Consider the following 11,651-nt stretch of genomic DNA (forward strand, 5'->3'; position numbering starts at 1 on the left):
CGATCGGGTAGTGGTGCAGGAATCTACGCACTGATACCCGGCCATTCGTGCTGGCGCGCACCTTCCGCCATCGATGTGTCTATTTCCGGATAAATATTGATACGGGTCCCGCTCGTTTCGTTCGACGATGACCCGAACCGCCGTGGCCGCGCTCGACCACCACGATATCTCTCGCGAACGCGGCTTTCTTCCCGAAACCGACCCACTGTCTTCGTTCGATCCCGCGTCTCACGATCCGTCGGTCGGCGCGGCCCTGGAGGCGTTCGACCAGCTGAGTGCGGAACTCCCGGCCCGTCTCGACGAGGGCTCCGTTCGGCAGGCGGTCGAGACGCTTCCCGAACTCTCCGCCGACGCGATCGCCTCGCTCACAGACCGCGAGGCGATCCGGCTCTGCACCCTGAGTGGTTTCTTCGCCAGCGCGTCCGTCCACCAGGTCGACGCTGCGTCCGTCGACCGGCTCCCCGAGTCGGTCGCCGTCCCGCTCGTGGAAACGTCCCGCCGGTTCGGTCGCAAACCCATCCTCTCCTACGACCAGCTCTGTCTCCACAACTGGCGCCGCCGCGAACCAGATGCCGCGCTCACCGAGCCCACGAATCTCGAGGCGCTCGTCCAGTTCACCGACCACGACGACGAGCGCTGGTTCGTCGTCATCCACGTCGCGATCGAGGCACGGGCGGGGCAGGCACTCTGGGCTGGCGCGAACGCGCAGGAGGCTGTCCGCACCGCCGATCCCGACGCACTGGTCGACGAACTCGAGACCCTCGCCGACTCGATCGACGCCCAGACCGAGATCATGCGCCGGATGACCGAGCGCAACGACCCCGAGGTCTTCGCTCGCGAGTACCGTCCGTACTACGAGGGGTTCGACGACGTCGTCTACGAGGGCGTCGACGGCTTCGACGGCGAGACGCGCACCTACCGCGGTGGGTCCGGCGCCCAGAGTTCGATCCTCCCCTCGCTCGACGCTGCCCTCGGTGTCGACCACGCCGCGACCGAACTCATCGAGAAGCTCACGGACATGCGCAGCTACATGCCCGAATCTCACCGCGAGGTGATCGACGCGTTCGACCGCGGACCGGCGATCGGCGCGTACGTCGACGAGACGGGCCGCGACGATCTCCGCGCGGCCTACAACGACTGCACCGACTCGCTCGCTACATTCCGCCGGGTCCACTTCGGGCAGGTCATCCAGTACATTCGGGCGGTGACCGGCGACACGACCGGCACCGGCGGGACAGACTACATGGAGTTCTTGCAGGTGATGCAAGAGGAGACGGCAGCGCAGACGCGGTAGTTCGAACGGGTTGGCGTATCGTGGTTTGTCGATCACAGCGCCGTTTCAGCGTGCTGATTCGTCACTGGCCAGCGGACCGGTCACGTCACGTCGCCGGCCGCCTCGTACGCCTCGTATCGTTTCTCGTCGATGATATCGGCCACGATCTCGACGACGTCGTAGACGTCCTCGTAGCGCACGTACAGCGGCGCGGGGGCGACGCGGATCACGTTCGGTGGGCGGAAGTCGACGATCACCTCGCGGTCGCGAAGTGCCTCGCTGATTCGCTCGGCTTCGGGGTGTTCGAGGGCGACGTGGCCGCCGCGGTGGGCCGGGTCGCGGGGCGTCCCGATCGAGACGCCCCGGTCGGCGAGGTGCTCGTCGACGAGGTCGATCAGGTACTCGGTGAGGGCGATCGACTTCTCGCGGACCGCCTCGATGCCGGCGTCGTGGGTGAGTTCGAGCGCGCCGAACAACGGGGCGGCGCTGAAGACCGGGATCGTCCCCGCCTGCCAGGCGCCGGCGTCGTCTGCGGGCGTAAAGTCGAGGTTCAGCTCGAACTGTGACTCCTTGTCGTGGCCCCACCAGCCCGCGAGTGCGGGCTCCTCGCCGAAGTGTCGCTCGTTGACGTAGAGGCCCGCGACGGCCCCCGGTCCCGCGTTTAAGTACTTGTAAGAACACCAGACGGCGAAGTCGACGCCGATCGCGGAGAGGTCGTGGGGCACGACGCCGATCGAGTGTGCCAGGTCGAACCCGACTAGGACGTCCCGCTCGTGGGCCGCCTCGGTGATCGCCTCGATATCGAACAGCTGCCCGCTCCGGTAGAGCACCGAGGGCATGAAGACGATGCCGACGTCGTTTGCGTCCATCGCGTCGATCACGTCCTCGGTTTCGATGGTCCGCCCGTCCCTGCTCTCGACGAGGTGGAGGTGTTCGTCGGGGTCGAGTCCGCGCTGGCGCAGCTGGGACTGGATCGCGTAGTGGTCCGTCGGGAAGTCGAGGTCGTTGACGAGGACGCCGCGGGGCTCGTCCGGCTCCTGCGCGTCTACGAAGGTTCCAACGAGCGTGTGGATGTTGATCGTCGTCGAGTTGCCCACGACGACCTCGTCGGGGTCCGCGCCGACGAGCGGTGCGAGTTCGCCGCCCAGCCGTTCGCCGTACCAGAACCACGGGGGCTCCGAGTCGGTCCAGCCGCGGATGGCCTGGTCGCGCCACTGGTCCACGGCGCGCTGCAGGCTCTCCTCGGCCGCGTCGGAGATCGGTCCCAGCGAGTTGCCGTCCATGTAGTAGTCGTCGGGAATCTCGAAGCGCTCGCGGAAGTCGGCGAGCGGATCGGCCTGGTCGCGTTCGCGGGCGTCGCGGCGACCCGCGTCGGCCACGGCGTCACCGTCGCTTTCGCTGTCAACCATGGTGTCGGCTGTCGTGGTCGACCTACAGGTAGCTTTCGACGCCGGAACGATCGGATCCCGTCGCTGGTGTGCAGGTTCGCCGGCGAGGTATCGGATTTGTGCGCCGGTAGGCCGAGCGAGTCCCCCGTTCCGGGCGGTGGACTCATCTACCAGTCCGCCGATGTCCCGCGCATGGACGAGACCGCAGTCGAGTCGAGCGAGCACGACGAACCGCATCGGGAGTCGACCGACGAACTCGACCCCGAACTCGCCGCGGTCGTCGCGGACATCCAGGCGGCCGGCGTTCCCCAGTGGTCGGCGCTCTCGGTCGCGAGCGCGCGGCGAATCGAAGACGAGGTGTTCTCCGGCGGAGCCAGCCCCGACCTGCGGACGGTGCGGGATCTCCGCATCGACGGTCCCGGCGGCGACCTGCCGATCCGCGTCTACCGGCCCGACCGTGAGGACCCGCCGACGCTGGTCTTTACCCACGGCGGCGGCTGGACGCTCGGGACGCTCGACTCGTCGGACAACATCTGTCGCGAACTGGCGAGCCGTGCGGGCGCCCTGGTCCTGTCGGTCGACTACCGACTCGCGCCCGAACACCCGTTCCCGGCCGCGACGGACGATGCCTACGCCGCCCTGGAGTGGGCCGGCGCACACGCGGCCGAACTGGGTGGCGATTCCGACCGGCTCGGCGTCGTCGGGACGAGCGCTGGCGGGAACCTCGCGGCTGCGTCGGCGATCCGGGCGCGGGATACTTCGGTCACCCTGGACGGCCAGTTCCTCCTGTATCCGATGACGGACCGGCGATTCGACCGCTCGTCCTACGACGAACACGGTGACGGCCCGCTGCTCACCGAGGCCGACGTCCGCTGGTTCTGGGACCAGTACCTCCGCAGCCCGGTCGACGAACACAACCCGTTCGCGACCGTCTGCCGCGCGCCAGACCTCGCCGGCGTGGCACCCGCGACGGTGGTGACCGCCGGCCACGATGTCCTTCGGGACGAAGGCGCGGCCTACGCGGAACGACTGGCCGACGACGGCGTCACGGTCGACCACGATCACTATCCGTCGATGACGCACGGCTTCCTGAGCCTGACCGACAGCGTCTCGCGGGCGGACGAGGCGATGGACGCCCTGGCGGCTGCGATTCGGGACCGACTCGGCTAACCCATCGAGACTGGGCGCCGTCCAGGTGTTGGGTGGTGTCCATGGCGATAATTGTCCCACTGATTACGAACTAACCTTCGCCATTCTTAACCACGATAATTTATACTCGCCGAGACAGATTTCGACGTATGCACGACGAACACGCCAACTCGGTCCTGTTCTATCTCAACTCGATCCGGTCTGCCGTTGCGGCGCTGGCACTTGCCGTCTTGTCCGCCACGTTCGTCTTTGGTGGCAGTGATGGCGTTGGTTTCATTTTCGCCATCTGTAGTCTTCTGTTGCTCCTATACGCGTTCGCGCCGGCAGCGGACTTGTAATTCGGCGACACCATCGACGGACGGGACGGTACGGAGGCCTGCGCAGTTCTCGGACGAGACGCCCTCGACTGGCGGCCGTCCGCTGCGCTACCCAGTGGTGTGAGGACGGGTCCGTAATCGGAGCTGCCGGTACGCGCCGGGTCACTTCGTTCGCCGGTTACAGTCCGTCGTCTCGCCCTCTGCCTCGAAAGCCGACCGGTCGCTGTGTCCAGTTCAATCGTCGTCGGCGGGTCATCGTCACACCACCGAACCCCGTTACGACCTGGCATGTGCCCGTCTCTCCTAGGCAGTCACTTACTTAGCCGATCGACGGTGCGTCTCTGGGCGATGCAGCCCGATCGCCGGCACCTCTCCGCGCGACTCGTCCCCGACGAGGACCTTCGCGTCGTGACCGAGGGGCGACTGGTCGACGAGTCGGTCCGCGGACCGCTCTCGATCGGCCTGACGGACCGTCGCGTCGTCTGTCTCTCCGCGGCGGGCGACGTCGTCGAGGTCGAGTACGCGACGATCAGCACGATCCGGAGCTTCACGCGATCTCGGCTGACGGTGGAGGGGGTCGACCGGCGACTCCTCACCGTCGTGTTCGGTGGCCTGTCGATTGCCTTCCTAACCTTCACCCTCTCGCTCACGACGGGCGCGTGGACAGCCGAGGGATCGGTCCCGCAGACTGCATTCGTCGTTCTCGCGACGTGTTCCGTTCTTCTCGCCTTCTTCGGTAGTCGCCTGCTCCCGACCGGCGCGATCGGCCTGACGACCCGCTGGATCGGTGATCGATGGACCACGCTCGCGACGACGTACCGACGGCTCGCTGGGGCGTGGGCTGGCCTCCGTCTCGCGGGCACCGACCGCGTCTCGTCGGCGGTCCGATGGCTTCGCCGACGCGGCGTCGGGCTCGCTCGGTGGACCGCCGACCGGACGCGATCGTCGTACTGGGAGGCCCACTCGCGCGGTTCGACGGCGATGTGGTGGCTCGGGGTACAGCTACGAGCGTTCCCGGCGCGGATCGAGACGACCGCGGACGCCGGCTATCGGCTGTACGCGACGCGGACTGATCGTCCGCTCGCGCCACTGGCACGGTCGATGCGTCTCGCGTGGCGGTCACGACCGGCTCGAACGATTCGACGCGTCGCTCGGCAGGCGTGGCGTGGGTTGAGAACGGCCTCCGTCAGGATTACCGGCCTCGGGCGGACGTGGCTGTCAGTCGTCGACCGTCGACGATCGACCGTCCGACGTCTGGGACGGCGAGCAGGTGTCGGACGACTGGGGCGGCGATTCCGTTCGACGGTGCGCGTCGCTCGAACGTCCACGACACACGCCGTCCGCTCGCGAGTGCCTGCCGTGGAGCGTTCACGTCGGTCGCGTCGGCTGGGACGATCGCTTCGCTCGCTGTCCGCTCCTGCCCCATCGACGCGAGGGTGGTGGGTCGCCCGCGGGTTGGCGGGACTGCTCGCCGTCGCCTCGGTCGGTTCGCTCGTTGTCATCGAGACCGCCCCGCTGGTCGTTCTCGCCCTCGTCGTGGCTGTCGGCTGTCTCTGCCTCGTGGCGATCGCACGCCGGTACGGGACCGAGTGTGCCGGGGTCCAGTTCACCCGGCGACGGGAGACGGAGCTCTCGATTCACACCGTCGACGGCGACGTGGTTCGCCTCCTGCTCGACCCGGAGACCGATCTCGACGTGGAACTCAGCCGGTCGGCCGCGTCCGTGTCGCGAACCCCTCTCGACGGCCAGCGGTCGGGTTCCGTCGCCGAATGAGTGTGGGCCCGATCACCCCCAGCCGGGGCTCAGTCCGCGCCGGCGCGTTCGACACCGCCTTCTCCGTCGGCGTCCCCTCGAACGCCCTCGACGTACGCCACGAAGTTCTCGAAGAGCTGTTTCGATTCGGCGGCTCGCCGGGCGTTCTCGTCGGTGATACCGGCAAGGACGCGCTCGCGACGGTCGTCGTCCAGTTCCTTCTCCATCGTCAGATCGCGGGCGCTCTGGGCGTCGTACTCAGGATGGAACTGAACGCCGAAGACGCGATCGCGGCGGAAGGCGTGGTTCGAGTACTCGTTTCTGGCGAGTTCGATCGCGTCCGGGGGGAGGTCGACGACTGCGTCAGAGTGGGTCGTGAAGGCGAGGAACGTCTCGTCGATGCCCGCTAGCAGGACCGACTCGTCGGTCGTCCGGTCGATCTCGTGGTAGCCGATCTCGTAGACGCCCATGTCGGCGACCTCGCCGCCGAGTACGTCGGCGAGTAGCTGGTGACCCCAGCAGACGCCGAGGCAGGGAACCCCGCGGTCGATTGCACCTCCGACCCACGCCTTCGTCGCCTCGATCCAGTCTTCGTCCCAGTAGACCGACGATCGCGAGCCGGTGACGACCACGCCGTCGACATTGTAGTCCGCCGGCAGCGACCCCGCCGTCACGTCGAATTCGGCGAGCGAGGCCGAAAGCTCGCGGCGGTAGTTCCGTGGGACGTTCTCGTCTCCGTGGCTGGCATCGAGCAGGGCGAGTCGCGGTCGGCGCATTCGAGTCGTAGTTGGGTTGCCGGCTCAATATGCGTTGTGCCGGTGTGCTCTGATCGTCACCGGTCGTCGCTGGGACCCGGCTTCGCCGCGGCTCACTATTTGTCAGGGCGTCTCGTCCATGTCCGTCTCCAGCGCATATCGACCGCGTTCGTCGCGCCGAAATCGGGTGCCCGACCGTCGCCACCGTCGTGGGTGCGCGCCGTCCCTCCCGTCCTCGCCGGGGACCACGTCGTTGGCCACGACCGGCCCGGACACGGCAAGTTCACCGGTTCCCGCACCCGCCACGACGGTCCCGTCGTCGACCAGTCGGGCGTCGACGTCGAGGAACGGGCGGCCGATCACCTGTGGGTGGAAACTCGCGTGCTGGTCGTGTGCAGATTCGGACGTCTCGCGGTCGCTCGCGAGCGCGTTCGGACAGCCCAGCCAGCCGAACGATCGGTCGACGGTCCCGGCGCACGCGTCGAGTGAGTCGAGGAGCTCGCCGTCGGTCCGCCCCGAGACGACTGCTCGATCGACGGCGGAAAGCGCCGCAGCGCCGCCGTCGCTCGCGAGGATCGACCGATATTCGTCCGCCGTTCCGACGAGGTGGGTCGCTCCGTGGGCCGCGATCGCTTTCGCCGCGTCGGCCGGGTCGAACGCCCGGTCGATAGCGAGTCGACCACCCGCGTAGAGGGTCGGCAACGCGACGGCCAGGAGTCCGTCCGGTCGCGAGAGCGGCCGGAGGAGGATCGTCCGATCGGTCGGCCCGAGTCCCCACGTCAGGACCGCCGCGAGACAGTTCGCCTCGACCGTTGCGGCCGAGTACGCGGCGATCGGCGCGCCGTCGCTTCCGTGGAGGGCCAGCAGTGGGGCCGCTTCGCCGTCGTCCCCTCGATTCGGGCCGCCTGTTGATGGCGATTCGTCGGGCGGGTCGGCGGCAGTGTCGGCCGAGCCATCGTCCGCGCCGACGGTCGTGTCGGACGGGTCGCCGTTCGCTCCGACGGTCGTGCCGGTCCCGCCACCGTCGGCGTCGAAGAGCGATTCCAGCGCGACCGTCCGGGCGCCATCGACGCTTCGGACGAGGTCGCGCTGGGCGGATTCCGCGAGCACGATCGCCGGGTCGAGCAGCGAGAGCGGCGTCTCCACGCTGACGGGGGTCAGTCGGTGCGAGATCGGGGCGAACGTGGCTCCGAGGCGCTCGCAGGCGAAGAGCAGCGCGACGCCGGTGATTCGGTTGCGCGAGAGGAGTGCGACCGTCTCGCCAGCCTCGACGCCCTGGGTTGCGAGCGCGTCGGCGAGCCACGACGACAGGGTGGCGAGCTCGCCGTAGGTCAGGCGATCGTCGTCGATGGTCCCCGCCGGGGCGAACCGGTCGGTCTCGGCGACGTCGACGATTGCGGTTCGGTCGCCCCACCGGGCGGCCCGCGCGTCGATTGACACGTTGGAAATCACGACGGCGATCCCCGTCAAACCGGCGGGCCGGATTCGCCGGGACGGGTATGACGTGGTGCTGCGCTACCGCTCACGCTACTCGTCGTCGGTCTGGTCCGCCAGAAACCCGAGTAGATGATCGTTGACCGCCCGCGATCGTTCGATCTGTGGCAGGTGGTCGCTACCGTCGATCGATCGCAACTCGCCACGGGGGAGCGACTCGGCGAGGCGGCGACCGGCGTCGTGGGGAACGACCAAGTCGTCGCTCCCGTGGAGGACGAGCGTCGGCGTCGTCAGTTCGTAGCCCCACGCCGTCGCGTCGAACCCGGAGGCGGCGTCGAGTTGGGCGCGCGTGGACGCCGGATCGGCGTCACCGTCCTCGCGCCACTCGACGATGCCGTCGACGACGTCCGGCTGCTCGGCCCGGAAGGATGACGAGAGGAGCGATTCGGTCGACGCCCGGAGGGCGGTTCGATCCCGGTCGACGACGAGCGCGTCACGATCGACCGCCTCCGCCCGTGCGGGCGTCCCGATCACCGTGAGCGTCTCGATTCGTGTCGAGTCGCGGGCGGCCTGCAGCGCGACCACGCCGCCGAGGCCGGCCCCGACGACGTGTGCGTTGCGAGCGTCGAGCGCCTGGAGGATCGCCTCGAGATCGTCGACGAGCGTCTCGAGTTCGTAGGGCCCGTCGGGAGCGTCGGAGCGGCCCGTCCCCCGGAGGTCCCAGACGACGCTCCGGTAGGGGCCCGTGACGGCCCGGTGTTGCCACCCCCAGGACCAGCCGCCGAAGCCCGCTTCGTTCACGAAGACGACCGGCGTCCCCGCTCCGTCGACCTCGTAGTGCAGCGAGACGCCGTCGTTCGAAACCGTCGGCATGCGTGATCCGACGCACTCGGCTCAAAGGTTCCTTTCGATCTCGTGCGCTGTCTCCGTCAGCTACTGTCCGATCCCACACCCGAGCGCACTGTCGCTCGCCCGCCGGCTCACACCTGGTCCCACACCTGGGCGCGCGGCGTCTCGCAGCCGTCACAGACCACGGCCCGGTTGCCCTTGTAGGGTTTCAGGACGAGCGTTCCGTCCTCACAACTCGGACACGAATGTCCGCGTAACCGCCACAGTATCGCGTCTCCGTCGGATACAGCCTTCGCCATATCGTCTCCGGTCGCCGGGTCGACGCATACCGATTCGGCCTGTGTATGCAACCCGTACCGCTCGGAATCGGGACACCTATCCGCCCCGTCCGCGACCGAGACGGTATGCGCCAGTTCGTCTGTCTCGCCCACGAGGTGCCGACGACGCCGTCGTTCTCGCTCGACGACCTCGCGGGCGGCGCCGGTCGCTTGGACGCCCTCTGCAGATCGCTGACGGCTGCCCTCCTGCGTTCGCACGGCATCCGCGAAGACGTCCGCGTCCACCTCGTCCTGCAGGACGAACTCACAATCACCGTCGACGGGCGCGAGGTCCGCCGGCTGAACCCCGACGAGCGCTCGACGGCCGCCCGCATCAGGACGGCGCTCGAACACCGCGACGAGGCCATCGGCGCGCTCCCGGCCGAACCGAGCCCCGGCTTCGAGGTGTATCGGCGCGGCTTCGCGGAAACGCTCGACGAACTCGCCGCCGAGGCGACGATCGTCCACCTCCACGAGGACGGCGACCCGCTGGTCGCGGGCCCGCTCCCCGAGGAGCCGGCGTTCGTCCTCTCCGACCACGGCGACTTCACCGACGCCGAACGCGAGACGCTCGCCGAGTACACCGATCGCCGCGTTCGCCTGGGTCCGCACGCGCTGCACGCCGACCAAGCGATCACGGTCGCCCATCACGCGCTCGACACGGACGGCTACGAGCGATTCTGAGATCGGGGACTCGTGGGACACAGCGTTCTCTGGCCGGGCGTCGGTCTCCACCGTTCGAATTCGCGCTGGCTCACTCTCTTTCCTCCAGCCCGCGGGACGACTTGAGTGAGGCTTCAATCGGCCGAGAGCGACGACTCGGTGCTCGCCTCCGGGATCCACCGGCGGACGATCGGGATGGGTCGTCCGAGGGCGTCTTCGAGGACGTCGATCACGACAGCGTCGTCGGGTTCGAAGCCACCGACGAGGCCGACCACGACGAGCGAGCACAGTCCCGTGCCCGCGAGGAACGGGAGGACGGTGACCGGCGTGATGGTGAGCCACTCGGCCGCGAGCACCGTCACGGGGAGTATCGCTACTGGAAGGGCGAGATACGTCCGGGTCGCTTCCGTGGAGAAAGGCGTGATGTCGTACTGGACGGCGAGGACGCCGCAGATGACGACGTGGACGGCGACCAGCGAGGTGACCGAGGCGACGCTGGCGCCCAGGATGCCAAAGCGTGGGATCAACGCGAGGTTGACGACCACGTTCAACAGGAGGCCCGCACCGTTCCCGACGGCGATCCAGGTGGTCGACCCGAGTGCGGAGAGGGTCTCCCGGTCGCGGCCGGCGGCCGCGGAGACGAAGAAGCCGGCGGCGAGGATCGGGAGGACGGTCGCCGCGTCGGTGTATGCCGGGCCGAAGACGAGCGCGAGGACGTCCGCCGGGAACACCGCGAGCAGGACGAACGCGGGGAAGGTGACGACGTAGACCCACTTCGTCGTCGTGGCGTAGATCTCGTCGACGGCATCGCGTTCGCCCGCGGCGTCGAGTCTGGAGGCGATGGGAAGGTAGAGAAAGCCGAAGGCGGTGAGCACGACGAGCAGGCCCGCCGCCAGCGGATAGGCGGCGCTGTAGAGGCCCACCTCGGCTGAACTTCTGAAGTAGCCGAGCATGACGGTGTCCGTCTGGGTGAGGAGTGTGCCGACCACCGTCGCGACCACGAGCGGCGCGGAGAAGGTGATCAGTTCGCGCACGTGGGTGCGGACGGGACCACGGAGGGCCACGAGCCGGGAGAGCAACAGGTGGGCGACCACGACCGTCGCGCCCGCTGCGACCAGGTAGGCGACGCTCGCGGCGACGATCCCCCAGCCAAGGACCAGCAAGAGCGCGATCAGGCCGATTCGCAGCGTCGGGTCGAGGAGGTCCCTGGCGACGGTACGATAGACGGTGTTCTCGTACCCCCGGATCGCGGCGACGGCGACGCGGAAGCCGACGAGGAACGGCAGTGCGAGTGCGAGCACGCGGAGGAAGGGGACCGCCGCCTCGGTTTCGAACAGATGCGCGGCGAACCACTCCGCACCGACGAACAGGATCGCCCCGGCCGCGAGCGCGAGCGTCTCCGTGACGAGCAACCCGCTCACCCAGACGCCCCGCCGGTCAGCGGGGTCGGTGTACCGCGGGACGAACCGGGAGACGCCCTGGGTACAGCCGGCGATGGCGAACGTGGCCGCGAACGTCAACAGTGCGAGGCCGATGCTCACCTCGCCGTAGGCGTCGGGCGAGAGCAGCCGGCCGATCACCACCCGCTCGCCGAGTTTTGCCACCGAACCGACCATCCCGCCGGCGATAACGAGCGCGGCGCTCGAGAGCAGTGCCGAGAGTTCTCGCGCCCGATCGGCCATCAGATGTACCCGAGATTTTCGAGACGTGCGGTCACCTCGCTGCCCGTCGTTCCGTCGTCGGCTTCGCCGTCC

General features: G+C 68.5%; 11 protein-coding genes. 5 read left to right on the plus strand and 6 right to left on the minus strand.

The window, feature by feature from the left end:
• The first annotated feature begins 127 nt into the window (after nucleotides 1–127).
• The gene (locus C479_RS11775) at nucleotides 128–1,294 is read left to right on the plus strand and encodes a hypothetical protein (RefSeq protein WP_007702709.1); all 1,167 of its coding nucleotides are present in this window, start codon (nucleotides 128–130) and stop codon (nucleotides 1,292–1,294) included.
• An 80-nt stretch (nucleotides 1,295–1,374) separates the two neighbouring features.
• Here C479_RS11775 and kynU read toward each other — a convergent pair whose 3' ends face one another.
• Nucleotides 1,375–2,682: a kynureninase gene (gene kynU, locus C479_RS11780; protein ID WP_007702713.1), complete on the minus strand. Its 1,308-nt coding sequence runs from the start codon at nucleotides 2,680–2,682 to the stop codon at nucleotides 1,375–1,377.
• Between the two features lie 171 nt (nucleotides 2,683–2,853).
• Here kynU and C479_RS11785 point away from each other — a divergent pair, with 171 nt between their 5' ends.
• The 3 genes from C479_RS11785 (at nucleotide 2,854) to C479_RS11795 (ending at nucleotide 5,900) form a co-directional block, all read left to right on the plus strand.
• Nucleotides 2,854–3,831 carry an alpha/beta hydrolase gene (locus C479_RS11785; protein ID WP_007702716.1) on the plus strand — a complete coding sequence of 326 codons (978 nt, stop codon included), beginning with the start codon at nucleotides 2,854–2,856 and terminating at the stop codon, nucleotides 3,829–3,831.
• A 128-nt stretch (nucleotides 3,832–3,959) separates the two neighbouring features.
• Nucleotides 3,960–4,148, plus strand: coding sequence for a hypothetical protein (locus tag C479_RS11790; protein ID WP_007702718.1), 189 nt, complete (start codon nucleotides 3,960–3,962; stop codon nucleotides 4,146–4,148).
• Nucleotides 4,149–4,475: 327 nt separating this feature from the next.
• A complete protein-coding gene (locus C479_RS11795; RefSeq protein WP_007702721.1) occupies nucleotides 4,476–5,900 on the plus strand; it encodes a hypothetical protein in 1,425 nt (474 codons plus the stop codon).
• Between the two features lie 29 nt (nucleotides 5,901–5,929).
• Here C479_RS11795 and C479_RS11800 read toward each other — a convergent pair whose 3' ends face one another.
• The 4 genes from C479_RS11800 to C479_RS16565 all read right to left on the minus strand — a co-directional run bounded on the left by C479_RS11800 (nucleotide 5,930) and on the right by C479_RS16565 (nucleotide 9,216).
• The gene (locus C479_RS11800; RefSeq protein WP_007702724.1) at nucleotides 5,930–6,655 is read right to left on the minus strand and encodes a type 1 glutamine amidotransferase; all 726 of its coding nucleotides are present in this window, start codon (nucleotides 6,653–6,655) and stop codon (nucleotides 5,930–5,932) included.
• A 102-nt stretch (nucleotides 6,656–6,757) separates the two neighbouring features.
• Complete coding sequence (locus C479_RS11805) at nucleotides 6,758–8,074, minus strand: AMP-binding protein (protein ID WP_152415886.1); 1,317 nt, start codon at nucleotides 8,072–8,074, stop codon at nucleotides 6,758–6,760.
• 87 nt (nucleotides 8,075–8,161) lie between these two features.
• Entirely contained in the window at nucleotides 8,162–8,941 is a 780-nt protein-coding gene (locus C479_RS11810) for an alpha/beta fold hydrolase (protein ID WP_007702729.1), read from the minus strand.
• A 107-nt stretch (nucleotides 8,942–9,048) separates the two neighbouring features.
• On the minus strand, nucleotides 9,049–9,216 hold the full coding sequence (locus C479_RS16565; protein ID WP_169317779.1) for an HVO_A0556 family zinc finger protein: 168 nt from the start codon (nucleotides 9,214–9,216) through the stop codon (nucleotides 9,049–9,051).
• Between the two features lie 105 nt (nucleotides 9,217–9,321).
• Between C479_RS16565 and trmY the strand changes: the two genes are divergently transcribed.
• On the plus strand, nucleotides 9,322–9,918 hold the full coding sequence (gene trmY / locus C479_RS11820; protein ID WP_007702734.1) for a tRNA (pseudouridine(54)-N(1))-methyltransferase TrmY: 597 nt from the start codon (nucleotides 9,322–9,324) through the stop codon (nucleotides 9,916–9,918).
• A gap of 113 nt (nucleotides 9,919–10,031) precedes the next feature.
• On the opposite strand, the gene C479_RS11825 is transcribed toward trmY, so the two are convergent.
• Nucleotides 10,032–11,579, minus strand: coding sequence for a flippase (locus C479_RS11825; RefSeq protein WP_007702737.1), 1,548 nt, complete (start codon nucleotides 11,577–11,579; stop codon nucleotides 10,032–10,034).
• Nucleotides 11,580–11,651: the final 72 nt, after the last annotated feature.

The sequence above is a fragment of the Halovivax asiaticus JCM 14624 genome (genome assembly GCF_000337515.1).
GTDB lineage: Archaea > Halobacteriota > Halobacteria > Halobacteriales > Natrialbaceae > Halovivax > Halovivax asiaticus.